This window comes from Stenotrophomonas sp. 05N423 (assembly GCF_056397145.1).
The window spans coordinates 77,182-103,187 of the sequence record NZ_JBFTMV010000001.1; the positions used below are offsets into that span (position 1 = coordinate 77,182).

16 protein-coding genes and 1 tRNA gene are annotated in these 26,006 nt (G+C 68.2%); 15 read left to right on the top strand and 2 right to left on the bottom strand.

Annotation, left to right across the window (positions count from 1 at the left end; genetic code table 11):
- The first annotated feature begins 82 nt into the window (after nucleotides 1-82).
- The 7 genes from AC1DGW_RS00410 (at nucleotide 83) to AC1DGW_RS00440 (ending at nucleotide 7,621) form a co-directional block, all read left to right on the top strand.
- Nucleotides 83-1,426 (top strand): aminodeoxychorismate synthase component I, encoded by a 1,344-nt coding sequence (locus AC1DGW_RS00410; protein WP_478018676.1) that lies wholly within the window; start codon nucleotides 83-85, stop codon nucleotides 1,424-1,426.
- Nucleotides 1,427-1,632: 206 nt separating this feature from the next.
- Nucleotides 1,633-2,694 carry an endolytic transglycosylase MltG gene (mltG, locus tag AC1DGW_RS00415; protein WP_478018677.1) on the top strand — a complete coding sequence of 354 codons (1,062 nt, stop codon included), beginning with the start codon at nucleotides 1,633-1,635 and terminating at the stop codon, nucleotides 2,692-2,694.
- The gene (locus tag AC1DGW_RS00420) at nucleotides 2,691-3,650 is read left to right on the top strand and encodes a DNA polymerase III subunit delta' (RefSeq protein WP_478018678.1); all 960 of its coding nucleotides are present in this window, start codon (nucleotides 2,691-2,693) and stop codon (nucleotides 3,648-3,650) included. The genes mltG and AC1DGW_RS00420 overlap by 4 nt, the downstream gene beginning before the upstream one ends.
- Entirely contained in the window at nucleotides 3,647-4,000 is a 354-nt protein-coding gene (locus AC1DGW_RS00425) for a PilZ domain-containing protein (RefSeq protein WP_478018679.1), read from the top strand. Before AC1DGW_RS00420 ends, AC1DGW_RS00425 begins: the two co-directional genes overlap by 4 nt.
- A 149-nt stretch (nucleotides 4,001-4,149) precedes the next feature.
- Nucleotides 4,150-4,224 (top strand) — tRNA-Val (locus tag AC1DGW_RS00430).
- A 461-nt stretch (nucleotides 4,225-4,685) separates the two neighbouring features.
- Nucleotides 4,686-5,669, top strand: coding sequence for an Lnb N-terminal periplasmic domain-containing protein (locus AC1DGW_RS00435; protein WP_478019574.1), 984 nt, complete (start codon nucleotides 4,686-4,688; stop codon nucleotides 5,667-5,669).
- A complete protein-coding gene (locus AC1DGW_RS00440) occupies nucleotides 5,666-7,621 on the top strand; it encodes an esterase/lipase family protein (protein WP_478018680.1) in 1,956 nt (651 codons plus the stop codon). Before AC1DGW_RS00435 ends, AC1DGW_RS00440 begins: the two co-directional genes overlap by 4 nt.
- Nucleotides 7,622-7,712: 91 nt before the next feature.
- Here AC1DGW_RS00440 and proC read toward each other — a convergent pair whose 3' ends face one another.
- Entirely contained in the window at nucleotides 7,713-8,552 is an 840-nt protein-coding gene (gene proC / locus AC1DGW_RS00445) for a pyrroline-5-carboxylate reductase (RefSeq protein ID WP_478018681.1), read from the bottom strand.
- 282 nt (nucleotides 8,553-8,834) lie between these two features.
- Between proC and AC1DGW_RS00450 the strand changes: the two genes are divergently transcribed.
- From AC1DGW_RS00450 to AC1DGW_RS00470, 5 genes are all read left to right on the top strand, one after another.
- Nucleotides 8,835-9,872, top strand: coding sequence for a type IV pilus twitching motility protein PilT (locus AC1DGW_RS00450; RefSeq protein WP_055767813.1), 1,038 nt, complete (start codon nucleotides 8,835-8,837; stop codon nucleotides 9,870-9,872).
- Between the two features lie 129 nt (nucleotides 9,873-10,001).
- Nucleotides 10,002-11,132, top strand: a complete 1,131-nt coding sequence (locus tag AC1DGW_RS00455) for a PilT/PilU family type 4a pilus ATPase (RefSeq protein WP_478018682.1) — start codon at nucleotides 10,002-10,004, stop codon at nucleotides 11,130-11,132.
- Between the two features lie 554 nt (nucleotides 11,133-11,686).
- The gene (locus AC1DGW_RS00460; RefSeq protein WP_478018683.1) at nucleotides 11,687-12,397 is read left to right on the top strand and encodes a DUF3617 domain-containing protein; all 711 of its coding nucleotides are present in this window, start codon (nucleotides 11,687-11,689) and stop codon (nucleotides 12,395-12,397) included.
- A gap of 154 nt (nucleotides 12,398-12,551) precedes the next feature.
- Nucleotides 12,552-19,589, top strand: coding sequence for a DUF7507 domain-containing protein (locus AC1DGW_RS00465; RefSeq protein WP_478018684.1), 7,038 nt, complete (start codon nucleotides 12,552-12,554; stop codon nucleotides 19,587-19,589).
- Between the two features lie 11 nt (nucleotides 19,590-19,600).
- Entirely contained in the window at nucleotides 19,601-23,311 is a 3,711-nt protein-coding gene (locus AC1DGW_RS00470) for a hypothetical protein (RefSeq protein WP_478018685.1), read from the top strand.
- 81 nt (nucleotides 23,312-23,392) lie between these two features.
- Here the strand turns inward: AC1DGW_RS00470 and AC1DGW_RS00475 are convergent, their stop codons facing one another.
- On the bottom strand, nucleotides 23,393-23,938 hold the full coding sequence (locus AC1DGW_RS00475) for a DNA-3-methyladenine glycosylase I (RefSeq protein ID WP_478018686.1): 546 nt from the start codon (nucleotides 23,936-23,938) through the stop codon (nucleotides 23,393-23,395).
- 75 nt (nucleotides 23,939-24,013) lie between these two features.
- On the opposite strand from AC1DGW_RS00475, the gene AC1DGW_RS00480 reads away from it, so the two are divergent.
- Genes AC1DGW_RS00480 through AC1DGW_RS00490 form a run of 3 tightly spaced genes read left to right on the top strand, consistent with a single transcriptional unit; the run spans nucleotide 24,014 to nucleotide 26,005 of the window.
- A complete protein-coding gene (locus AC1DGW_RS00480) occupies nucleotides 24,014-24,580 on the top strand; it encodes a YqgE/AlgH family protein (protein WP_478018687.1) in 567 nt (188 codons plus the stop codon).
- Nucleotides 24,573-25,040 carry a Holliday junction resolvase RuvX gene (gene ruvX / locus AC1DGW_RS00485; RefSeq protein WP_478018688.1) on the top strand — a complete coding sequence of 156 codons (468 nt, stop codon included), beginning with the start codon at nucleotides 24,573-24,575 and terminating at the stop codon, nucleotides 25,038-25,040. The genes AC1DGW_RS00480 and ruvX overlap by 8 nt, the downstream gene beginning before the upstream one ends.
- Before the next feature lie 14 nt (nucleotides 25,041-25,054).
- Nucleotides 25,055-26,005, top strand: a complete 951-nt coding sequence (locus AC1DGW_RS00490; RefSeq protein ID WP_478018689.1) for an aspartate carbamoyltransferase catalytic subunit — start codon at nucleotides 25,055-25,057, stop codon at nucleotides 26,003-26,005.
- Nucleotide 26,006: the final 1 nt, after the last annotated feature.

Consider the following 26,006-nt stretch of genomic DNA (forward strand, 5'->3'; position numbering starts at 1 on the left):
TTCGCCGTGCAGCCCGGCAATCCTGCCGGACTGTCTCCCACCGGGAGAACGGCTGGCTCTCCTGGACTCTCCTGGGGCGACGATGCACCTCTTCCCCCTGCACGCCGACACCGACCTGCTGGCGCTGCATCGGCTCGCTCCGCAGCGCTATCCGCTGCTGCTCGAATCCACCGCCGCTGGACGCCAGGGGCGCTGGGACCTGCTGCTGGTCGCCGATGGCGGCCAGCTGCGACTGGACCCCGATGGCCAGGTGCGGCGCGAGGACGGCGTGCCGGTCGAAGGCGGTTTCCTCGACGCGCTGGACCGCGATTGGCAGGCATCGCGCATCGTGCGCGACCCGGCCGATGCGGGCGTCCCCTTCCGTGGCGGCTGGGCACTGCTGTTCGACTACGAACTGGCCGCGCAGGTCGAACCCGTATTGCGGCTGCCACACCGCAGCGATGGCCTGCCCTCGGCACTGGCCCTGCGCTGCCCGGCTGCGGTGCTGCGCGACCGCGGGAACGGGCGATGCGTGGCCGTGGCCGAAGACGGGCATGACGCACTGCTCGGGCAGCTCCAGCAGGATCTGCAGGCGTCGCGGCACCTGCCGGCCCTGCCGGCATGGCAGCCGCCGCTGGCCATCGACGAGGACGCCGATGCGCGCTTCATCGATGGGGTGGGGCGTGTCATCGACTACCTGCATGCCGGCGACGTGTTCCAGGTCAACCTCTCCCGCGGCTGGCAGGCCCGTTTCGGGCAGTCGCTGCCACCGGCGGCGCTGTATGCGCGTTTGCGCCAGGCCAATCCGGCGCCCTTCGCCGGGCTGTTCGACGCGGCCGGGCGAGCGGTGGTCAGCTCCTCGCCGGAGCGGCTGGTGTCGGTGGAGGGCGAGGTGGTGCAGACCCGGCCGATCGCCGGCACGCGCCCGCGCTTCGAGGGCGACGACGATGTCGCGCGCATCCGCGAACTCGTGGGTCATCCCAAGGAGCGCGCCGAGCATGTGATGCTGATCGACCTGGAGCGCAACGACCTGGGCCGCATCGCGATGCCGGGCAGCGTCGAGGTGGACGAGCTGATGACGGTCGAAAGCTATGCCCACGTGCATCACATCGTCAGCAACGTGCGTGCGTTGCTGCGGCCGGAAGTGACGCCGGGGCAGGTGATCGCGGCCACGTTCCCCGGCGGCACCATCACCGGCTGCCCCAAGGTGCGCTGCATGGAGATCATCGCCGAGCTGGAGCGGACCGCGCGCGGTGCCTACACCGGCGCCTTCGGCTGGCTCAACCGCGACGGCGACATGGACCTGAATATCCTGATCCGCACGGCGGAAGTGCAGGGCGACACGGTGCATTTCCGTACCGGCGCCGGCATCGTGGTCGATTCCGATGCGGCCAGGGAACTGGACGAAACCCGCGCCAAGGCGCGCGGCCTGCTGCGCGCGCTGTAGCGGATGCGGGCATTGGTTTGTTGCCACCGTCCCTGGCGGCAACCCTCCGGGCCATCGACAAGCGATGGCAGGAATCGCTCCAGGCGATTCCTTTGTTGCCACCGTCCCCGGCGGCCACCCTTCGGGCCATCGGCAGGCGATTCCTTTGGCGGGTGCAAGGCGGCGCGCGGTATCCTGCACGGCAGGATCGGACTCAGAGGTAATCCATGGCGCTGGGCAAACGCGGCTGTCTTCTGGCGGTATTGATGCTGCTGCTGACGCTGGCTGGAATCGTGGCTGGCGTGGGCGGCTGGTTCTACTACCGGCAGGTGCAGTTCGCCGATGTCCGGCTTGCGCCGAGCGAGGAAAGCGTGGTGATCGCCAGTGGTGACGGCTTCAATGCCGTACTGGGCAAGCTGCGCGGGGCCGGCATCGTCGAGGGCAAGAACTACCAGTGGCAGCTGCTGGCCCGTGAGCTCGACGCCGCCGGCAAGCTCAAGGTCGGCGAATACGCACTGGACGACACGCTCACCCCGCGCGAACTGCTGCTGCGCATGCGCCAGGGCAGGGTGCTGCAGCATCGCGTGACCATCGTCGAAGGCTGGAACATCCGCCAGCTGCGCGCCGCGTTGCAGCGCGCCGAGCCGCTGCTGCACGAGACCGATGCGCTGGACGATGCCGAACTGATGCGCCGCCTCGGTTTCCCCGACCAGCATCCGGAGGGACGCTTCCTGCCGGAGACTTACGTCTACCAGCGTGGCGACAGCGACCTTGACGTGCTCAAGCGCGCCCACGCGGCGATGGAAAAGGAGCTGGCCGCCGCCTGGGCCGCGCGCAGCGACGACCTGCCGCTGGCCTCGCCCTACGAGATGCTGATTCTGGCCTCGATCATCGAAAAGGAGACCGGCCTGGCCGCGGAACGCCCGCAGATCGCCGGCGTGTTCGCGCGCCGCCTGAAGCAGGGCATGCGCCTGCAGACCGACCCGACCGTGATCTACGGCATCGGCAGCGCCTACGACGGGAACATCCGCAAGGTGCACCTGACCACCGACACGCCGTACAACACCTACACGCGCGCCGGACTGCCGCCCACGCCCATCGCCATGCCCGGCAAGGACGCGCTGCTTGCCGCGGCACGGCCGGCAGCGGGGGACGCGCTGTATTTCGTCGCGGTGGGCGACGGCAGCGGCGCCCACGTGTTCTCGGCCACCTATGCCGAACACAACGCCGCCGTCGCGCGCTACCTGCGCCAGCTGCGCGAGAACCGCGCGCCGGAGGCCCGGCAGTGAGCAGTGGCTTCGCCCCCTGGCAGCAGCGCGCCTACGAACAGACGGTGGCCGCGCTGGATGCCGGTCGCCTCGGCCACGGCCTGCTGCTGTGCGGGCCGGCCGGCATGGGCAAGCGCGAAGTGGCGATGGCACTGGCCCGCCATGTGCTGGACAACGGCATGGATGCGGCTGGCCGCGGGCGCAATGCGCAGCTGATCGCCGCCGGTACCCACCCGGACCTGCAGGTGGTCTCCTTCATCCCGAACAAGACCGGCGACAAGCTGCGCACCGAGATCGTGATCGAGCAGGTGCGCGAAATCTCGCAGAAGCTGGCGCTGACGCCGCAGTATGGAGTGGCGCAGGTGGTGATCGTCGATCCGGCCGATGCCATCAACCGCGCGGCCTGCAACGCACTGCTCAAAACGCTGGAAGAGCCTGCGCCGGGTCGCTACCTGTGGCTGGTGAGTGCCGACCCGGCGCGCCTGCCGCAGACCATCCGCAGCCGTTGCCAGCGGCTGGAGTTCCGCCTGCCGCCGCGCGAGGAGGCGCTGGCCTGGCTGCAGCACCAGGGACATGGCGAAAGCGCGGCGCGCGAGGCGCTCGACGCCGCGCGCGGCCATCCCGGCCTGGCCGACCGCTGGCTGCAGGGCGAGGGCATGGCGCTGCGCCGGCAGGTCGCCGACGAACTGGACAAGCTTGCCGCCGGCCGCGTCGGCGCAGTGGAACTGGCGCAGCGCTGGAGCGGCGACGAAAACGCCGACCTGCGGCTGCGTCACGCCGCCGACCTGGCCCTGCACAGGGCCACGGACGGCTTGACCGATCCGGACCGATTGAACAAGCTGGCCGCCTGGTTCGATGCCGCCAACCGTACGCGCGACCTGCTGCGCACTACGGTGCGCGCCGATCTGGCCGTAGTGGAACTGCTGCTGGGTTGGGCCGCGGCCAACCAGGTGCCATCCAAAGGAAACATCCGATGAGTGCGACGAACGCCCGCCAGGGCATCCTTTCCCTGGCGGTCAAGGACAAGGCCGCGCTGTACAGCGCCTACATGCCGTTCGTGAAGAACGGCGGCGTATTCGTGCCGACGCCCAAGCGCTACTTCCTGGGCGACGAGGTGTTCCTGCTGCTGACCCTTCCCGATTCCAGTGAACGCCTGCCGGTGGCCGGCAAGGTCGTCTGGGTCACGCCGCTGGGCGCGCAGGGCAACCGCCAGGCCGGCATCGGCGTGCAGCTGGCCGATGGCGCGGACGGCGAGGCGATCCGCAGCCGGATCGAGACGCTGCTGGCCGGTACCTCCGGTTCGGACAAGCCGACCCATACCATGTGAGCCTTCCGGACGCGCCGCAAGGTCCGGAAAGTGCCCGCATGGATGTCGCCATCGACATGCTCATGGCAGCTCGCGGAAGAGGCGACAGAAAGTTGCATCAATCCGTTGACGTCGTCGCGATTGCCCCTATAATGAGCGGCTCGCAACACGGGCGGTTAGCTCAGCGGTAGAGCATTGCCTTCACACGGCAAGGGTCGCAGGTTCGAACCCTGCACCGCCCACCAAGCGAAGAAAAAAACCGGCCCGATGGCCGGTTTTTTTGTTCCCGCCATCCATGGTCCGGAACCCCCGGTGCCTTCGACAGGGGATGTCAAAAGCCGCTCCCGAAGGCTTTTTGTGGCCATCTCCCTGGTGAAAAATGGCCGCGCCTTCCGGGTAATGCGCGAGCCGCCCTGATGGTTCGGTGCCTGCGCTCCGCGCCATGTCGTTGCCACGGAGTGGCCGGCGCTCCGGGTTCCGTAGGCGGGCATCGCTTCACTCGGCTTTTGTCGGGCCGCACGCTATCGTTGCGCCGCCGAAAGGGCGGAGCAGGAGGGAGTGAGCGTGATGGCAGCGGGTGACGGTGCGGCATGTCGGTGGGGAAGGTGCGGCCACGGCCTGCCGGCTGGATGTGGAGGCGTGCTTGGCGACAACTGACGGAGGAATCCTGCGCCGGGTGGTGCGCGGGACCGGTGGCCTTGGGCTGATGTTCGCCTGCCTGGCGATGGGGATCTGGGGCGGGCTGGCGCTGTGGTTCCAGTTCCCGGGCAATGCCGTCGCGCGGGTGGCGGCGATCCTGGTCTGGTGCATCCCCTGCATATGGGCGCTGCGTGCCAGCTTCGCGCGGAGGCGGCGCTGGCATTCGCTGGCGGTGTTCGGCGCGGGCTTCGTCCTGCTGCTTGGCTGGTGGGCGACGATCCAGCCGCGGCAGGACCGGCAATGGGCCGACGACGTCGCACAACCGCTGCACGCCCGCATCGAGGGCAACCGCCTGCTGCTGGACAACGTGCGCGATTTCCACTGGCGCGGCGAGGACGATTACGACGTCCGCTGGGAGCGGCGCGAATACGACCTGTCGCAGGTGCGTTCGGTCGACCTGATCCTTTCCTACTGGATGGGGCCGGCGATCGCGCACACGCTGGTCTCCTTCGGTTTCGCCGATGGTCGGCAACTGGTGTTCTCGCTGGAAATCCGCAAGGAGCGCGGCGAATCGTTCTCCGCACTGGGGGGTTTCTTCCGCAGGTTCGAGGCGGTGCTGGTGGCCGCCGATGAGCGCGACATCGTGCAGGTGCGCACCAACGCGCGCGGCGAGGATGTCTATCTCTACCGGCTGCAGGGCCTCAGCCAGGACGAGATGCGCGAGCTGCTGCGTTACTACGTCGTGCAGGCGCAGGCGCTGGAACGCGCGCCGGCGTTCTACAACACGCTGACCAGCAACTGCACCACCATCGTGTACGAGCTGATGCACCGGATCGTGCCGACGCTGCCGCTGGACTACCGGTTGCTGCTCTCCGGCTACCTGGCCGAGTACGTCGCCGACGTGGGTGGGCTGGCGCCCGGCGTTCCATATGCGCAATTGCATGACCGCGGCCGCATCACCCTGCGCGCGCGCGAAGCGGGGGACACGGCCGATTTTTCCCGGAGGATCCGCGAGGGCATCCCCGGCATTCCCGAAGGAGACGTCCCATGACGCAGGGACTGCATGTGCGCATGCGCCGCTGGCTGATTCCGTTGATCGCCGCATCGCTGCTGCTGTCCAGCGGCTGCGCGATGGTGAAGCTCAAGCAGGTCACGCCTGCCGACTACGCGATGCTCAAGCGCGACGACATCCTCAACAGTGGCCGCCTGAGCGCGCTGTCGCAGGAATCGCTGAGCGTCATCGGCCTCACCGCTGCGCAGTGCGCCAAGGACCTGCCTACCTGCCGGCAGACGGTCGCCACCATCGACGGGCTGCAGGCCGAGCAGCGGCTGTCCACGCTGGCGGAGCTGTGGATGCAGCAGGCGCTCGCATTGACGCCCAAGGCCAGGGTGGGCGAGGCGACACCATTGTCGGACGCCGCGCTCGATGCCTGGCTGGAAACCGCGCGTTACTCCTATGCGTACCTGTTCTTCAGCGGCCGTACGCCGGCCGAGCGCGCGCTGGAGGATCGGCTCACGCAGGTGCGCGACTACTACAACTACGCGGCCGAGCAGACCGCGTCGGTCGTGTTCCAGTACACCCGCGCCCGCGCGCTGGAAGGCGCCGACTACCGCAGCCCGGTGCAGGTGGACCGCTGGACGATCCGTTCCGATTTCGACCGGCTGCAGCTGAACGGCATCCCGCGGCAACTGGTGTCGGCCACTGCGGTGAGTTTCGCCGGCCTGCGCAGTACCTATCGCCGCGATGGTTTCGGCGCCGAACTGGTGGTGGTGATGGACGCGCCTGCGTTGGCGATCCCGGTGGAAGGGGAGAGCCGGCCCGCTTCGCCGGGGTTCAGCGAGATGCCGGCGATCAATGCCACCGCGCTGCTGCGCTTCAGCGGAAGCACCCTGGACGAGGTGCTGGCCACGCGCGACATCCGACTGGAGGCCTGGTCGCCGGATACCGCCACCACCATCCAGCTGGAAGGCCAGCAGGTGCCGCTGGCGGCCAACTTCACCGCGGCCTATGGCCTGTGGATGGCGCAGTCCGGGTTCGCCACCGAGTCGCTGCGCACCCTGTTCGGCCGCGGCCAGGGCATCCGTGAACCGCACATCTACCTGATGCAACCCTACGACCCGGACCGCCGCATCATCTTCATGCTGCATGGCCTGGCCAGCAGTCCGGAAGCCTGGGTCAACCTCGCCAACGAGATCATGGGCGACCCGGAAATGCGCCAGCACTACCAGATCTGGTCTGTCTACTACCCGACCAACGCACCCATCGCGCTGAACCGCTACACGATCAGCAGGGCGTTCAACCAGACGCTGGACCACTTCGATCCGCAGCGCACTGCGGCGGCGACGCACGACATGGTGTTCATCGGCCACAGCATGGGCGGGGTGATCGCGCGGCTGATGCTCAGCGAATCGGGCGACACGCTGTGGAATGGCGCGGTGGAGCGCTTCAATCTGCGCGGGGAGCGGTTGCGGCGGGTCGAGGCGCGGCTGGGGCCGCTGGCGCGCTTCTCGCCGCAGCCGGATGTCGGTCGCGCGATCTTCATCGCCTCGCCGCATCGCGGCACCGACATCGCCGGCGACCGGCTGGGGCGCCTGATCGGCAAGCTGGTGCGCCTGCCGCTGACCATCCTTGGCAAGTTCGAGGAAGTGTTCCTGGCCATGCAGGATGCCGGCGAGCCGGGCGGCAAGCCCAAGGCGCCGCGCATCGGCACCAGCATCGACAACCTCAAGGCGACCGACCCGTTCATCCGGGCGTCGTCGGCGCTGCCGATGGCGCCGCAGGTGAAGTACCACTCGATCATCGCCAAGCGCAAAGCGGACATGCCGCTGGCCGAATCCGACGATGGGCTGGTGCCGTACTGGAGCGCGCACCTGGATGGCGTGCTGTCGGAGAAGGTGATCGTTTCCGGGCACAGCGTGCAGGAAACGCCGGATGCCGTGCTCGAAGTGCGCCGTATCCTGCGCCAGGACCTGCGCGAACACGGGGGCGGTGCGGGTCGCTGAACGAGAGCGGCCGCCGGCAGGCGGCCGTCAAGGGGAGCCGAGGGAGCGGTGGATCATCGTGCGATGCGGTATCGCGATGGATGGGCCGGTGTCAGCTGGCGCCCGCGAGTTCCCGGCCACGCTGCGCCGCCGCAGCCACGGCGTTGCCCACCAGTTCGTGGAAGCCGCCAGCAGCCAGCGTTTCGAGCGCGGCCTGGGTCGTGCCGTTGGGTGAGGTGACCGCCTGGCGCAGGGCGCCTGCGCTCTGCCCGCCCTCGGCGAGCATGCGTGCCGCACCGAGGATCGTCTGCACCACCATCTGCCGTGCGGCTTCGTCCGGCAGCCCCTGCGCGCCGGCGGCGTCCTCCATCGCCTCGGCGAGCGCGAACACATAGGCCGGGCCGCTGCCGGAAACCGCGGTGACCGCGTCCATCAGGGCCTCTTCATCGATCCAGCGGGTCTGCCCGGCGCCGGCGAGGATCGCCTGCGCGGCCTGCCGGTCGGCGCTTCCGACCTCGGTGCCGGCGTACAGGCCGGTCATGCCCGCCCCCAGCAGGGCGGGGGTGTTGGGCATGGCGCGGACCAGGACGGCGCCGGTCCCTAGCCAGTCGCGCAGGGCGGCGAGGGTGATGCCGGCGGCGATGGACACGACCAGGGTGCCGGCGGCGAGCCGCGGCGCCAGTTCAGCGCAGACGGCGGTCATCACCTGCGGCTTGACCGCCAGTACCACGACCTGTCCGTCCAGCGCCGCCGAGGCGATGGCGCTGGCCGTGCGCACACCGTGCTCCTGCTGCAGGGTCTGGCGCAGGGCGACCTGGGGTTCCACGACCTCGATCGAGGCGGCGGGCACGCCGGCCCGGGTCACGCCGGCGATCAGGCTGCGGGCCATGTTGCCCCCGCCGACGAAGGTGATGCCGGAGGGAAGGGAAGACGTCTGGTGATTGCCGCTCATGCATGCCTCGATAGCGATGGGATGGCCGGTTTGCCGGGTATCCGGCGGAAAGCTGCCGCCCGGCCCGCGGACAGTGTAGCCAGCCCGGCAGGAGAGGGTGGCCGGCAGGCTGGGCGAGGGGGCGCTTGAGCAGGGGGCGGCCGTTCCGCCACCGGCCGCGGAGCGGCTGTGACGCGCTGCCTGCAATCGGCGCAGGCGGATCGACCTCTTACGCCGGAGGGCTATACTGCGCGGCAGGGGAAACACCTTCCAGCCATCCGCAACCTCGGGGAAACACAGCGCATGGACATCGCTGAACTTCTGGCGTTCTCGGTCAAGAACAAGGCCTCGGACCTGCACCTGTCCGCCGGCCTGCCGCCGATGATCCGCGTCGACGGCGACGTGCGCCGCATCAACATCCCGGCACTGGACCACAAGCAGGTCCATGCACTGGTGTACGACATCATGTCGGACAAGCAGCGCCGCGATTACGAGGAATTCCTCGAGGTCGATTTCTCCTTCGAGATTCCCTCGCTGGCGCGTTTCCGCGTCAACGCGTTCAATCAGAACCGCGGCGCCGGCGCGGTGTTCCGTACCATTCCCTCGGAAGTGCTGACCCTGGAAGACCTGGGCTGCCCGCCGGTGTTCCGCCAGCTGATCGAACAGCCGCAGGGGCTGATCCTGGTTACCGGCCCGACCGGCTCGGGCAAGTCGACCACGCTGGCGGCGATGGTGGACCACGTCAACAAGAACGAATACGCCCACATCCTCACCGTCGAGGATCCGATCGAATTCGTGCACACCCCGCAGAAGTGCCTGATCAACCAGCGCGAAGTGCACCGCGACACGCATGGTTTCAACGAGGCCCTGCGTTCGGCGCTGCGCGAGGACCCGGACTACATCCTGGTCGGCGAACTCCGCGACCTGGAAACCATCCGCCTGGCGCTGACCGCCGCGGAAACCGGCCACCTGGTGTTCGGCACCCTGCACACCAGTTCGGCAGCCAAGACCATCGACCGCATCATCGACGTGTTCCCGGCCGGCGAGAAGCCGATGGTGCGCTCGATGCTGTCCGAGTCGCTGCGCGCGGTGATCTCGCAGGCGCTGCTGAAGAAGGTCGGCGGCGGCCGCATCGCCTCGCACGAGATCATGGTGGCCACCCCGGCGATCCGCAACCTGATCCGCGAGGACAAGGTCGCGCAGATGTACTCGGCCATCCAGACCGGCCAGCAGGTGGGCATGCAGACGCTCGACCAGAACCTGCAGGACCTGGTCAAGCGCAGCCTGATCACCCGCAACCAGGCCCGCGAATACGCCAAGGACCGGCGCCTGTTCGAATAAGGCACGGCGCCGGCGCGGGAAGCCGCGTCGCCGTCGCGCCGGCGAAGGCGTACAGTCCGTACCGGCAGCGCCGTCATCCAGGGGGAGGGCGGCGTCGGCATGCAGATCACGGTTCCACAGGAGCCCGTTATGAGCACCATCGATTTCACCTCGTTCCTCAAGCTGATGGCGCACCAGAAGGCGTCGGACCTGTTCATCACCGCCGGCATGCCGCCGTCGATGAAGGTGCACGGCAGGATCAGCCCGATCACGCAGACGCCGCTGACCCCGCAGCAGAGCCGCGACATGGTGCTCAACGTGATGACGCCGGCGCAGCGCGAGGAGTTCGAGAAGACCCACGAGTGCAACTTCGCCATCGGCCTGTCCGGCGTGGGCCGCTTCCGCGTCAGCTGCTTCTACCAGCGCAACCAGGTCGGCATGGTGCTGCGCCGGATCGAGACGCGCATCCCGACGGTGGACGAGTTGAGCCTGCCGCCGGTGATCAAGACGCTGGCCATGACCAAGCGCGGCATCATCCTGTTCGTCGGCGCCACCGGCACCGGCAAGTCGACCTCGCTGGCGGCGATGATCGGCTACCGCAACCAGAACTCGACCGGGCACATCATCACCATCGAGGACCCGATCGAATTCGTGCACAAGCACGAGGGCTGCATCATCACCCAGCGCGAAGTCGGCATCGACACCGACAGCTGGGAAGCGGCGTTGAAGAACACCCTGCGCCAGGCGCCGGACGTGATCATGATCGGCGAGATCCGCACCCGCGAAGGCATGGATCACGCCATTGCCTTCGCCGAAACCGGCCACCTGGTGCTGGCCACGCTGCACGCCAACAACGCCAACCAGGCGATGGACCGCATCATCAACTTCTTCCCGGAAGACCGCCGCAGCCAGCTGCTGATGGACCTTTCGCTCAACCTCAAGGGCGTGGTCGCGCAGCAGCTGGTGCCGACGCCGGACGGCAAGGGCCGCCGCGTGGCGATGGAAATCCTGCTGGGTACGCCGCTGGTGCAGGACTACATCCGCGACGGCGAGATCCACAAGCTCAAGGAAGTGATGAAGGACTCGGTGCAACTGGGCATGAAGACCTTCGACCAGAGCCTGTTCGAGCTGTATCAGGCCGGCGAGATCAGCTACGACGACGCGCTGCGCTACGCCGATTCGCAGAACGAGGTGCGCCTGCGCATCAAGCTCTCGCAGGGCGGCGATGCCAAGACCCTTTCGCAGGGGCTGGACGGCGTGGAGATCGCGGGTACGCGCTGATGCCGGGGCTTCCGGTGTCAGCGGCCAACTGCATTCCCTGAAAGACCGGTACGGCGGCGCAGCTGTCGACCGTGGCTTTGCCGAAGCGGCTTTCCGCTGCGGACGCGATGACTCCTTGCGGGTTGGCGTCCGTGGTGGGAAGCCGCTTCGCTTTTCCGGCTGTGGATCGGATTACCCGTCGAGGCGGCCATGCATGGTGCCGGACGTGGATTTCTCCCCCTCCATCGGCGGGGGAGACTGATGAGAGCATTTGTGAGTGTTGCGCGGCCTCTCCATCGCTAGAGTTTGTCCGTGGCCGCTGCCGGCCCCCTCATTCCCGGCTGCCGGAGAGCCAGGGCTTGTGTCCGGGCATGGTCAATCCTGGTGCTCCGGGACAGCTGGATCTGGCGGGCGTGCATCCGTTGTAATTCTGTGAAAGTTGCGTGAAAATGTGATGCATACAGGAATTGTGCTGTGGGGGATCGCACAATTCTGAACAGGGGGCTTCTGGTTTTCGTGGACGCGCTGCTGCCGTAAGGCGGGAGGCGCGGGCTGGTGCGTGGGAGCGGTACTTCATGTCCTCCCCGGCGACGGACAGCGGCACAGACGGCATTGCTTTGAAGATGGGGGGCTTGATGGTTCCAGTGTCTGAAGATGCTGCCCAGGGCGTGCCTGCCGGCTCGCCGGGCAGACCGTTTCCGCGTCGCGTCTGCCGGTGGCGCTTGTCGATTCCATTCTTCCTGCTGTTCCTGCTGCCCTGCATGGCAGTTGCAGGTCCCTCGGCCAAAGGTCCATCCGGTTCCGCTTCGCATCTGCCGGCGCGCAAGGCTGGGCTGTGGGAGATGACGCTGGCTGCGCATGCATCGCAGGGGCCCGGCAGTGCGATGCAGCCCGAGGTGACGGTGCAGCAGTGCACCAATGCCGCCGCTGAGCCGGTGATGCTGCTGGCGTTGCTGCCTGCGCAGGAAAGCTGCACCGAAATCCGTGTTGCCCGGCGCAGCGGTCACGGCGGCGGCTACGACATCCGGACCGAATGCAGCTCGGATGGCCGACCGGTGCGGGGGCGCGTGTCGCTGTGGGGCGACATGCAGGACATCTACGGCGGCGAATACAGCGTCAGCTTCCCGCAAACCCCGCAGAACAATGTCGGGCCGGTGGCTTTCCAGGGGCGATGGCTGGGCAGTTGCAGGGCGGGCCAGAAGCCGGGCGACATGGTCCTGCCCAACGGCATCACGGTGAACGTGGTGGACGATGCCGCGCGCATCAGGGCGCATGCCCATGAATGACATGGATGGCATCACCCGTTCCGGCCGCAGTGTCGCGGGAGCGTCCGAACCGCGGCCAGGGGTTGGCCGCTTCTCCAATCCACACGCCGCATTCGAGTCACGGGTACCGCCCATGAAGGTTTCCAGTCTTTCCGCCACCACCACAGGACGGGTCATGCAGATTGCCAAGACGTTGCAGCGCTGGTGCGTGGACTTCAGCGGCTGGCAGAAGCGCATGGGTAGCGCGCTCGCGGCGCTTTGCCTTGTAGTCATGTTGGCGGTCGCTCCATCGGCACAGGCGCAGATCAAGAACGGTGGCTTCGAGACCAGCACGTTCTCCGACTGGACGCTGAAGGACTACCGGCGCAACCAGGGTGCATTGGCTGGAGATACCGGTCCCAACGATCCCAACGCGCCGACCAACCTCAGTTTCGTCGCGCCGACCGACTTCAGCCAGCTCAAGCTGACCTACAACAACAACCAGTCGGTGAGTGGCGGTGCGAACCAGAATGCGCTGTATCGCTCCCAGATCCTGACGACGGCGGGAACCGCGCCCAATACCAGCGGCATCGTCAGGTATCCGTTCTCGGGAAATGCCTCGGCTCGCGTGGGCGGTGGCACGTCCGATGGCGGTCTTGATACGGGATACGGGGCCACGGAGCTCACCCAGACGGCCACGATGTCGTTGGCGGACGTCGATCCGATCGATGGCAAGGTGCATATCCGCTTCGCGATGGCGCCGGTGCTGGTCGATGCCGGACACAATTCGTGGCACCAGCCGTTCTTCTTCATCGAGGTGAGGAACATCACCAAGGGCGACAGGCAGATATTCACCACCTTCAATTTTTCCACCCAGTCGGGCATTCCGTGGACGAAGGTGGGGAGCTACCGATCCACCAATTGGCAGGGGTTCGACATTTCCCCCGGCAATGGTCAGCTGGATCCGGGTGACCAGGTGCTGTTGCGGGTGGTGGCGGCCAATTGCTCGGATGGCGGCGCGTCGCATACCGCCGCGATCTACATGGACGTGTTCGGATCCAAGATGCCGGGCCTGAGCGTGGCCACCGCCGGCCCGTCCACCACCAAGCCGGGTGAGCAGGTCACCTATACCTACAACTACATCAACAACAGCGGCGTCTACGCGCTTGACTCCCGGGTGCGCGTGGCTGCGCCGGTCACCCTGGACGGCAAGTACCTGACCTTCGTACCCGGCTCGTACCCGGCGTCATGCACTGGCATCCACAGTGGCATATCCCCCCGCGCCGACTATATCGATTGCCCGGTTGGCGATCTGGTGAACGGCGCCGGCGGCAGTTTCCCGGTCACTTTCACCGTACCGGCCGACGCGGCCACCAGCGGTCCCAACAACGTCATCAACAACGGCGACTACGACATCCGCGCCAGTTCGGTGAGTCCCTACATCGGCCCGCTGGTCAAGGCCAATATCGTTGGCGGCACTACCCTGGTCGATCTGGGCATCGCGATCGGCAATGGCGGCGTGCCGTCCCATGCGGTGGGAGGTGCTGTCACGTACACGGTGACGGTGACCAACCACGGCCCCGTCGACGTCGCAGGCGCGATCATCAAGCAGACCACGCTGAGTGGCGTGACCAATGCGGCGGCGGCCACCTGGACATGCGCCGCGCCGGGCACCGCCACCTGCGGCACCGCCAGCGGCACCGGGATGCTGGACACCGTGGGCGATCTGCCCGTGGGCCAGAGCCTGGTCTACACCATCACCACGTTGAACGCGCAGGCCGCTGGTACGCCGGTCGTCACCCTCGTCAGCGTGGCCGCGCCGGCGGGCATGACCGACAGCGTGGCGGCCAACAACACCGCCGGATTGAGCACGCCGGTCAGCGCGGCCCAGCAGACGCTGACGGTGAATACCGCAGGCCTGGGCATCGGCGCGGTGAACGCGGTACCCGCCGCGGCGGCCTGCGCATCGGCCGCCGTGCCGGCGGCGAACTGCAGCGTGCAGCAGTTCGGCCAGAACGAGGATGTCTACCTGACGGCGGTTCCCGGTGCGGGAACCCTCTTCAAGGCGTGGACGGGGCAATGCACCGGCATCACCGGCAACGAGTGCCACGTGAACATGGGAACCGCCGACAAGAACGTCACGGCGGAGTTCGTCCGCGCCTGGGTGGTGACGCCCACCGTCGTCGGCGGTACCTGGAGCGGGCAGCCGCAGGTGGAGGAGGGGCAGACCGGCGTCTTCACGATCATTCCTCCTTCGCCCGGCGCGGTCCCGACGCTGGCCAGCACGACCTGCGGCAGCACGTTGACCGGTCCGTCCGCGGGCAACTACACCTTCACCACGGATGCGATGCACGCCGACTGCGCCTTCACGGTGACGTTCCCGGCGCCGCAGCTGCAGGTCGAGAAGAGCGCCTCGGCAGCGAGTGCCGCGATCGGCGTCGACTACACCTATACCGTCAAGGTCACCAACATCGGCAGCGTGGCCACCACCGACGTGACCACGATGGCCGACATGGTGCCGGTCGGGCTGGGCAACATCTTGGTGGCGGTGACGCCGGCAGTGGCCGGGACAAGCTGTGCCACCGCGGTTGGCCAGCTGGTGAGCTGCACCATCAATGCCGGCTTGTCGGCGAATGACAGCCGGACGTTCACCATCACCGTGAGGCCCGCGGCCACCGGTACCGCGAACAACACCGCGACCGTGAGCGGCGGTGGCGACACCGCCTGCCCCGTGGCCACGCCGTGCCGCAGCAACACCGTGACCACCTCGCTCGGCAGCCTGCCGGACCTGGCCATCGCCAAGAGCGCCTCGGTGACCACCGCGGTGGTCGGGACGGCATTCAGCTACACCCTCACCGTGACCAATTCCGGCACGGGTCCGACGACGGCAGCCGCGACGGTCACCGACGTGATCCCGACAGGCCTGACGATCGGCAGCCCGCCGCCCGGTTGCGCCGTGAACCCGGCCGGCAGCCAGACCGTTGTCTGCACCATCGCCTCTGGTCTGTCCAACGTAGTGGCGTCGGGCAATACGGCGACCTTCGTGATTCCGGTGACGCCGACGGCCACCGCGGGTGCCAGCGTCAGCAACACCGCCAGCGTGAGCGGCGGTGGCGACCCGGACTGCACGGCAGGCTGCGCGAGCAACGCCGTGCCGACCACGATCACCGCGCCGGCGCTGGCGATCAGCAAGAGCGGCCCGGCGAGCGCGGTCGTGGGCGTGCCGTTCGACTACACCCTCACCGTGAGCAATACCGGTTCGGCGAACACCACCGCCGCCGCGACGGTGACGGACGTGATCCCGGCGGGCCTGACGATCGGCTCCCTGCCGGCCGCTTGCGCGGTGGATCCGGCCGGCAGCCAGACCGTGGTCTGCACCATTGCCTCCGGTCTGTCCAGCGTGGCGCCGGGCAACACGGTGCCCTTCGTGATTCCGGTGACGCCGACGGCCACCGCCGGCGCCAGCGTGAGCAACACGGCCAGCGTGAGCGGTGGTGGCGACGCGGCCTGCGCGGCCGGCTGCGACAGCAACGCCGTGTCGACCACGATCACCGCGCCGGCGCTGACGATCAGCAAGAGCGGGCCGGCGAGCGCGATCGTGGGCGTGCCGTTCGATTACGTCATCACGGTGGAGAACACCGGAACGGCGGATGCGACCGCCGATGCGACGGTCACCGATGTGGTGCCCGCGAGCCTGGTGATCAATTCCGCCGCCGGTTGCGGCATCAGCGGCCAGACGGTGACCTGCACCGTGGCCCGGGCCAGCCTGGTGATGAACGGCACGGCGACGATCACGATCAACGTGTCGCCGATCATCCATGGCAGCAATGCGGTTAACACGGCTTACGTGGCGGGCGGTGGTGATCCGGCCTGTCCGGTGGGCACGCCGTGCGCCAGTACTCCGACGACCACCGCGCTCATCGCGCAGAACCCGGTGCTGGACCTGGTCAAGAAAGCGGGCACGCCGACCGGCTATGGTGCTGGCGAAATGGTGGCCTACACCTTCGTGCTGACCAACGCCGGCAACGTGGCGCTGACCGGCATCGTGTTGAATGATCCGCTGCTGGGCGGGCGGGTGGCCTGTCCCGGCAATACGCTGGCAGTGGGAGCATCGATGACCTGCGGTCCGCAGGTCTACAGCCTGACCCAGGCGGACGTGGACGCTGGCGTGCTGGTCAATACCGCCACCGCGCGCGGCCTGCCGCCGTCCGCGGCACCGGGCGTACCTTCGAAAGCGGTGACGGGAAGCAGCAGCACCAGCACGCCCATCACCCATGCACTGGACCAGACGCTGAGCAAGGCTGTGACGGCGGACAGCACTGGTGGCGATGCGGCCGTGGGCGATGTACTGACCTATACGGTGACGCTCACCAACAGGAGCAATGCGACGCTGGCCAACGTCGAGGTCAGCGACGCCCTGATCACGCCGCACAGCATCGTCTGCGCGAGCGTGGCGCCGGGTGGGACCTGCCAACTCGTGGGTACCTATACGGTGACCCAGGCCGACGCCGATGCAGGCCTGATCCGCAACACGGCGCTTGCCGGTGGCCCGCTGTGCCCGGCCGGAGGCGTGGACCCCCGCTGCACGACCACGATCAGCACGCCGGTGGTGTCCCTCCGCGCCAACGATGACGGCGCCACCACCAAGGTCGGCACGCCGGTGACCACACCGGTGCTGGGCAACGACACCCATGTCGGTGGCGCGATCGACCCGGCCAGCGTGACGGTGACGACGGCCTCGCCGGACGGCACGCTCGCGGTCGATCCGGCGACGGGGGCGATCACCTTCACTCCTGCTCCTGGCTTCGCCGGCACGACCCACTATTCCTACCGGGTGTGCCTGGCCGCGCCCAACGCGACGGTGTGCGACACCGCTACGGTGACGGTGTCGGTGACCCTGCTGGTGATCATCGCGGTGGACGATGCGCTGCCGGCAGTGGATGGCAGCCTCGGCTCGTCTTCGGTGGGCAATGTCTATGGCAACGACACGATCGACGGTGCGCCGGTCGATCCGTCGAAGATCACCGGCACGGTGACCTCGCCGGCCAAACCGATCAACGGCGGCCCGGTGCCGACGCTGGATCCGGCCACGGGCGAAGTGAGCGTGCCGCCGGGAACGGCGGCGGGTGATTACAGCATCGGCTACCGGATCTGCGAGGTGCTGTATCCGGGCAACTGCGCCGAGGCGAGCGTGACGCTGACGGTGACGGCACCGGCGTTCGAGCCGGTGGGCGATACCTCCGAGCCGCTTTCCGGTGATGGCGGCGGCACCACGCCGAGCGTGCTGGATAAGCACACGCTGGGCGGCCGTCCGATCCGTCCGGGCGAAGTCACGGTGACGCCGGGCGTACCGTCGCACCCGGGCCTGAAGATGAACCCGGATGGCACGATCCGCATCGGGACCTCGATCCCGACCGGTACCTACACCTATCCGTACACGATCTGCGAGGTATTGAATCCGACCAACTGCATTTCGGCCACCGCGACCGTGATCGTCGCCGGCCAGGTGCAACTGCGCGTGACCAAGACCGCCGGCACGCGCGAGGTGCGGCTGGGCGATCTGGTGCGCTACACCCTGACCGTCGAGAACAGCGGCAACGTCGGTCTGGTCGGCGGCAGCGTCGTCGATACGCCGCCGGCGGGCTTCAGCTACGTGGAAGGCTCGCTGCTGGTCGAGGACGGCGACAACGCCGCCACCGTGGCCGGCCAGCGTCCGCTGCGCTTCGACGGCCTGGACGTCCAGGCTGGCGGCAAGGCCCGGCTGGTGTACCTGATGCGCGTGGGGGCGGGCGTGCGCGCCGGCACCCTGGTGAACCAGGCCCAGGCGCGCTCGCTCGATGGCGAACCGCTGTCCAACGTGGCCACGGCCGAGGTGACCCTGGCGGCCGATCCGCTGCTGGACGACAGCCTGGTGTTCGGCACGGTCTTCAACGACCGCGACGGCGATGGCTGGCAGGACAGCGCCATGCTGAGCGGCGTGACGGTGCAGGGCGGCTTCGCGCCGGGCGCCTACGTGGCCCATTCCACCACCGTGGACCGGGGCGCCGGCATGCAGCCCGAGGCGGATGCGAGTTCGCCGCTGCTGCATGGCATCGCCGTGGGCGCGATCGGCGGGCGCCAGTCCGAAGCCGATCCCGTTGATGCCCGCCAGGTGGTGATCCGCCAGCGCCTGCGGGAACTGGACTTCACCGACGACTTCGTGCTGACCAGCGACCAGGGCGTGAGCGTGCGCATGGACCGCGAAGGTGGCACCACGGTCGAGAAGCGCGGCGAAGCGGCCAAGGGCATGAACGCGGCGGCGCCGACCGTCGAGCGTCGCATCGCCCGCGGCGAGAGCGATTATGTGGTCGATTACGTGATCGGCAATGCGGGCATCGACGAGCGTGGCATCCCCGGCGTGCGCATCGCATCGGTGGAGGGCCTGCTGATCGAAACCGACCAGCATGGACGCTACCACCTGGCTGGCATGCCCGGCGGCGCATGGGAGCGCGGCCGCAACGTCATCCTGAAGGTCGATCCGTCCACCCTGCCCATCGGTGCGGAATTCAGCACCGACAATCCGCTGCTGCGGCGGGTCACGCCCGGCATGCCGGTCCGTTTCGACTGGGGCGTGAAGCTGCCGGTGCAGCCGCTCGAGGCAGGCGGGCGGCAGGTGGAACTGGAAATGGGCGAGGTGTTCTTCGCTCCGGGCAATGCCGAGGTGCCCGCGCGTTACCTGCAGGTGGTGGAGGCCATGGCCGCGAAGGTGCGCGAGCATCCGGGCGTGGAGGTGGTGATCCAGGCCGATGCCACGACCGAAGCGCTGGCATTCGAGCGCGCCGCGGCCGTCAAGGCCGCCCTGCTGGCACAACTGGATGGCGCCGCTGCGAAGGGGCTGAGCGTCGTGGCCAGGGCGAAGGTGGACGACATCGCGTCGCTGGTGGCGGGCATGGACGGCGAAGGCGTGCTGCTGGGGACCGTGCTTTTCGATACCGGGAAATCGGCGATCCGGCCCGAGTTCGGCCCGCTGCTGGACAAGGTGGCCGCCACCCTGGAGCAGTTGGGGGGCGGACGTGTCTCCATCGTCGGGCATGCCGACGTACGCGGCTCCAATGCCCATAACGCCGCCCTGGGGTTGGACCGCGCCAAGGCCGTGTCCGATGCACTGGGCAGGCGCCTGGGAGCGGAAGCGCGAAGCAGGCTGAGGGTGGACATCGCAGACGATCCGGCCGCGCCGGTTGGCGTGCGGAAATGAGGGGGCCGGTCATGGACAAGCGAATGAAGATGAAGGTGCTGGACTACACGTTGCTGTGCCTGCTGACCGGCGCCGCAGCTCCCCTGGCTGCCGCCGACGAGCAGGCGGAAGGCACCGTGCCAGGGCAGGAGGGCACGACGACGCAGGCGGCTTCGCCGGTGGACTGTGGCGCCGATGCCTGCGCCGGTGAGGAAGGCCTGTTGTTCCGGTTGCATACGCGCAGCCACGCTGCCCCGGTGACCCGGGGCACCGACGCGCGTTCGTCCTCCGCTGCCCTGCAGCCCGATCGCCGGGTCGAGGTATCGGTCCAGCCGCAGGGCAAGGCCGTGGCGACCGGCAAGTACTCCATCGACCTGCCCGGTGGCGGGGTGGTCTGGGCGACCGAGGATCCTGCGCTCGGTGCGCCGGAACTGTCGGTGTCGGCGCCGACGATGGTGGCGTTCGACGGCGAGCGTGTCCTCAAGCCGGTGCAGTTCTATGTGCGCGGCAACTATCCGGCGTTCATCGAGCGGATGGAGGTGCGCCTGTACCGCGCCAGCGATGCCGATCTGATCGAACCGCTGGCGACCGTGCCGCTGGACGTGGCGGCGGTCAGCCATGCCGATTGGGATGGCGCATTGCCGGGCAAATACCGTTTCCGCAAGGGCGACGAACTGGTCTACGTGCTGCGCGCCACCGGCGCCAACGGGCAGTTCGACGAGACCTCGCCGCGCACGCTGCAACTGGTGTCGCCGGAAGACGCCGAGCGTGGCGCCAGCGCGCTGCGCAACAGCACCGAGAAGCGCCTGGGCAATGCCCTTAGCGCCGAGCAGGCGCAGACGCAGAGCCTGATCGACGATGTCTTCGCCGAAAGCGGGCTGCGCCAGCAGAACATCCCGTTGTACGGCTCGCGCATCCGCATCCAGGGCCGCGACATTCCGGCCGCGATGGCGCTGACCATCAATGGCGAGAGCTATCCGGTGGACATGGAGCGCAAGTTCGTCGCCGAGTACCTGATGCCGGTCGGCCAGCACCGCTTCGACATCGGGCTGGGCGGCGAGGGCAGGCCTGCCCATGCCCTGAACGTGGATGTCACCGGGCGCTATTTCTTCGGCGTCGCCCTGGCCGACGTGACCATCGCCCAGAACAAGGTCGGCGGTTCCAGCGAACCGTTCCGTGGCGACGCCAACTACAGGGACGACGTCATCAGCGACGGCCGCCTGGCGTTCTACGGCAAGGCCAAGCTGCGTGGCAGGTATCTGCTGACGGCGCAGGCCGATACCACCGAGCGAGACCTGGACCGCCTGTTCAATGGCTTCGGCAAGGCCGATCCGCAGGACATTTTCCGCCGCCTCGATCCGGACCTGTATTACCCGGTCTATGGCGACGATTCCAATACCCATCGCGACGTGGACACGATGGGCCGCTTCTACCTGCGCGTGGACTGGGACAAGAACCAGGCGCTGTGGGGCAACTACGCCACCGGCCTGACCGGAACCGAGTTCGGCCAGTACCAGCGCTCGCTGTACGGCGCTGCGCTCAACTGGCGCTCCAATGCCAGCAACCGCTGGGGCGATGCCGGCAGCGAACTGCGCGTGTTCGGTTCGCAGGCCGAAACCGCACCGGGCCACAACGAGTTCATCGGCACCGGCGGCAGCCTGTACTACCTGCGCCATACCGACCTGCTGCCCGGTTCGGATGTGGTGACGCTGGAGATCCGCGACCGCAGCAGTGGCCGCACCGAGAACCGGGTGGTGCTGCAGCGCGGGGCCGACTACGAGATCGACGAACTGCAGGGCCGCATCCTGCTGACGCGTCCGTTGGCGCAGATCACCCGCGACAACAGCCCGACCCTGACCCGCGATGCGCCGCTGGACGGCTTCGAGCAGCGCCTGCTGGTGGACTATGAGTGGGTGCCCGCCGGTTTCGACCCGGACGACGTGACCCTGGGTTTCCGCGGCAAGCACTGGATGGGCGACCACGTCGGCCTCGGCGCGACCTGGGTCGAGGAGAACCGCGCCGGCGAGGACTACACGCTCAAGGGCGCCGATCTCACCCTGCAGGCCGGCAAGGGCACCTACCTGAAGGCCGAGTACGCCCGGACCGAATCCTTCGGCGTGCCGGCATTCTTCTCCGACAACGGCGGCCTGAGTTTCATCCAGCAGAACGACACCGCGTTGAACCGCAAGGGCGATGCCCGCTCGGTCGAAGCCCGCGCCAATTTCCGGGAGCTGGGCTGGACCGAACAGGATTGGGCCGCCGGCGCATGGTGGCGCCGGACCGATGCCGGCTACTCCGTATCCCGCTATGACAATGGCCTGCCGGTGACCGAGTACGGCGCCGAAGTGCTGGGGCAGTTCACGCCCAATCTCGGGTTGTATACCCGCTACACCCGCGCCGAGCGCGGTGTAGGCACGCTGACCCAGGCCCAGGCTTCGCTGCAATGGCAGGTCAGCGACGACGGTACCTTCAGCGCGGAACTGCGCCGCGTCGATCAGCAGGGCGGGTATCTCGACGCCATCGGCACGCTGGCGGCGGTCAAGTACCTGCACCGTTTCGGCGCCACGATGGAGCTGTATGGCGTGGCCCAGCTGACCGTGGACGACGACGGCGGCAAGTACGCAGGCAACGATGCCTGGACCCTCGGCGCCAAGCACCTGTTCGGCAACAATTCGTCCGTCGGCGCGGAAGTGACCGACGGCGACCGCGGCCATGCGGCCACGCTCAACGCCGAATACCGGATCAACCCGGAGCATTCGTTCTACGGCGCCTACACCTACTCGGCCGATACCACCGAACGCGACCCGCTGTTCAACCCGCGCGGGCAGAACGGCTGGACCCTCGGCCAGCGCTGGCGCGTTTCCAACCAGGTCAACGTGTTCAACGAAAGCCAGTTCCTGAAGGAGCGCGGCGAGGCCGGCCTGGCCCATACCTTCGGCATGGATTTCTATCCGGCGCAAGGCTGGAACACCGGTTTCACCCTGTCCAACGGCGAACTGGAGAACGCGCAGGGCGGCGTGGTGGAGCGGCGTGCGGTCAGTGTGTCCGGCGGGCGCACCTCGCCGGATACCGATTGGCAGAGCAAGCTGGAATGGCGCGAGGACAGCGGTGCCGAGCGTCGTGAGCAGTGGGTCAGCACCACCCGCCTGACCCACCGCATCAACGACAGCTGGCGCATCGCCGCGCGCTTCAACTACGCCGATACCGACGACAAGCTCAATCCAGGCGAAGGCGCCCGGTTCGTCGAAGGAAATTTCGGCTTCGCCTATCGTCCGTGGAACAGCGCCCGCTGGGGCCTGTTCGGCCGCTACACCTACCTGTACGACCTGGCGTCGATGGGCCAGCTGGGCGGTGCGCAGTACGACCAGCGTTCGCAGATCGTCTCGTTCGAGGGCGTCTACCGGCACGACCAGCACTGGGAGTTCGCCGGCAAGCTGGCCCGTCGCGAAGGCGAGGTGCGGATGGGGCGCGGGGCCGGTGCGTGGCTGGATTCGGCCACCACGTTCGGCGCCCTCCAGGCCCGCTACGAGCTGCGCGCGCAGTGGCATGCGCTGGGCGAGTACCGCCAGCTGGAAGTGAAGGACGGCGGCACCCGGCGCGGCTTCCTGGTCGGCGTGGATCGCGACCTGACCGGGAATTTCCGTATCGGCGCCGGTTACAACTTCACCGAGTTCAGCGACGACCTGACGGACTTCGATTACGACCACAAGGGCTGGTTCGTCAACCTGACCGGTCGTTATTGATCCTGCCGGAAAGCATCTGCCGGGGTTCGCGGAAGGCGCCCGACCGGGCGTCTTCCGCCAAGCGCGGGTGGGGGCGCGCGGTCAGGCCCCGGTCCCGCGCAGCCAGGGCGGCGACATGGCGCGGATATCGGCCATCACCGGGCAATCGTCGCGGTGCGCGCCGGGCAGATAGCCCAGGCTCATCAGGAATTCACCGGTGATCTCGCCGCCGGTGAAGCGGAAGGTCTTCTTGAACAGCTTCACCCAGTCGGCCTTGGGTCGCGGGTGGTGCGCGTCCAGCCAGTGCGCGAAACCGCCATGCGAATCGCGCAGGCCGCGGATCACGTTGGCGTTGTGGATGGCAGCCAGCACCTTGAGCCGGTTGCGGATGATGCCGGCGTCCTCGAGCAGGCGGGCGATGTCGGCCTCGCCATAGGCCGCAACAGTGTCCACGTCGAAGCCATGGTAGGCACGGCGGAAACCCTCGCGCTTGCGCAGGATGGTCTCCCAGCTCAGGCCGGCCTGGTTGATCTCCAGCAGCAGGCGCTCGAACAGCTCACGCTCGTCCCGTTGCGGAAACCCGTATTCGTTGGCGTGGTAGGAGGCGTGGACGGGATGCCCGGGGGCGATATCGCAGTAGCGGGACATGGACAGTGCCGGAGCGGGCCAGGCGTGATTATGACTTCCCCGCCCCGGGCTGGCGCCAGCCGCTAGAATATGGGCATGTCCGAGTTGTCGCTTCCCCTCGCCAATCACCTGCTGGTCGCGCTGCCGTCGCTGGCGGACTCGGGCTTCGCGCGCAGCGTTGCGCTGGTCTGCCAGCACGACGACAACGGCGCGATGGGCGTGGTGGTCAACCAGCCGTCGGAATACACGCTGGGCGAAGTGCTCTCGCAGATGGAGATCGACACCGGCGACGAGCGCCTGCGCGCCGTGCCGGTGCTCAATGGCGGCCCGGTGCATACCGGCCGCGGCTTCGTGATCCACGACGACGCCCGCGACTGGGATTCCAGCCTGGAGGTGGGCGAGGGCCTGTACCTGACGACCTCGCGCGACATCCTCGAGGCGATGGCCCGCGGCGATGGCCCGCGCAACGCGCTGGTCACCCTGGGCTGCGCCGGTTGGGGCGCGGGGCAACTGGAGCAGGAACTGGCCGAGGACAGCTGGCTGACCGTGCCGGCCGACCCGGTGGTGCTGTTCGGTGCGCCGCTGGACGAGCGCTGGCAGCTGGCCGCCTCGCGCATCGGCGTGGACCTGTTCCGCATGGCCGGATACAGCGGCCATGCCTGATCCGGCAGCGCTTTCGCCCGACAGCACCGTGCTCGGTTTCGACGTCGGTTCGCGCCGGATCGGCGTGGCCATCGGCAGCGCCTTCAGTGTCGGCGCCCGCGCCCTGGCGGTGATCGACGTGCGCGCCGACGGTCCCGACTGGGCCGCGCTGGACCGGCTGCACAAGGAGTGGCGGCCGCATGGCCTGATCGTCGGCGATCCGCTCACTCTCGAAGGCGACGACCAGCCCAACCGCAAGCGCGCCCACGCCTTCGCCCGCCAGCTGCATCAGCGCTACCGGCTGCCGGTGCTGCTGGTGGACGAACGCTCCAGCTCGGTGGAAGCTGCGCGCCGGTTCGCCACCGAGCGCGCCGAAGGCCGCAAGCGGCGCCGCGACGCCGCCAACCTGGACGCGGTGGCCGCCGCGGTCATCATCGAACGCTGGCTGTCCGCCCCGGGCGACGCCACTCCTGTTTCCTGACCCCAAGACCTGCCATGACCGCCTCCCAACTCGATGCCGACGGACGCCTGCGCCACCTGTTGACCCTGGAGGGCCTGCCGCGCGAACACCTGCTGCAGCTGCTGGACCGCGCCGGGCAGATCCGCGACGCGGCGGTGGGCCGCGTCGGCAACAAGCGCGGCGTGCTGGCCGGCACCGCGGTGTGCACGCTGTTCTTCGAACCCTCCACCCGCACCCGCAGTTCGTTCCAGTTGGCCGCGCAGCGGCTGGGCGCGGACGTGCTGAACTTCGATGCCTCGACTTCGTCCACGCGCAAGGGCGAGACCGCCTGCGACACGCTGCGCAACCTGGAGGCGATGGGCGTGCGCGGCTTCGTGGTGCGCCACCCCGATGATGGCGCCGTGGCCGAACTGGCGGCTGCCGCAGGCGAAGGCACCGCGCTGGTCAATGCCGGCGATGGACGCAGTTCGCACCCCACGCAGGGCCTGTTGGACATGCTGACCCTGCGCCAGGCCAAGGGTGCCGACTTCTCGAAGCTGAAAGTGTTGATCGTCGGCGACGTGAAGCACTCGCGCGTGGCGCGTACCGACCTGCATGCGCTGCGCACGCTGGGCGTGGGCGAGATCCGCGTCTGCGGCCCGCAGTCGCTGCTGCCGGATGACGAGACGCTTCGCGGCTGCGTGGTCGGGCAGGACTTCGACGCCATGCTCGAAGGTGCCGACGCCCTGATGATGCTGCGCCTGCAGCGCGAGCGCATGGAAGAAGGGCTGGTGCCGTCGCTGGAGCAATACCACGACGAATACGGGCTGACCGCAACGCGCCTGCGCCGTGCCGCCGCCGACGCGGCGGTCCTGCATCCGGGGCCGATCAACCGCGGCGTCGAAGTCACCGACGAAGTGGCCGACGGCCCGCAGTCGTGGGTGCTGCGCCAGGTCGCCAACGGCGTCGCGGTGCGCATGGCGGTGCTGGAGACATTGCTGGGCTGAC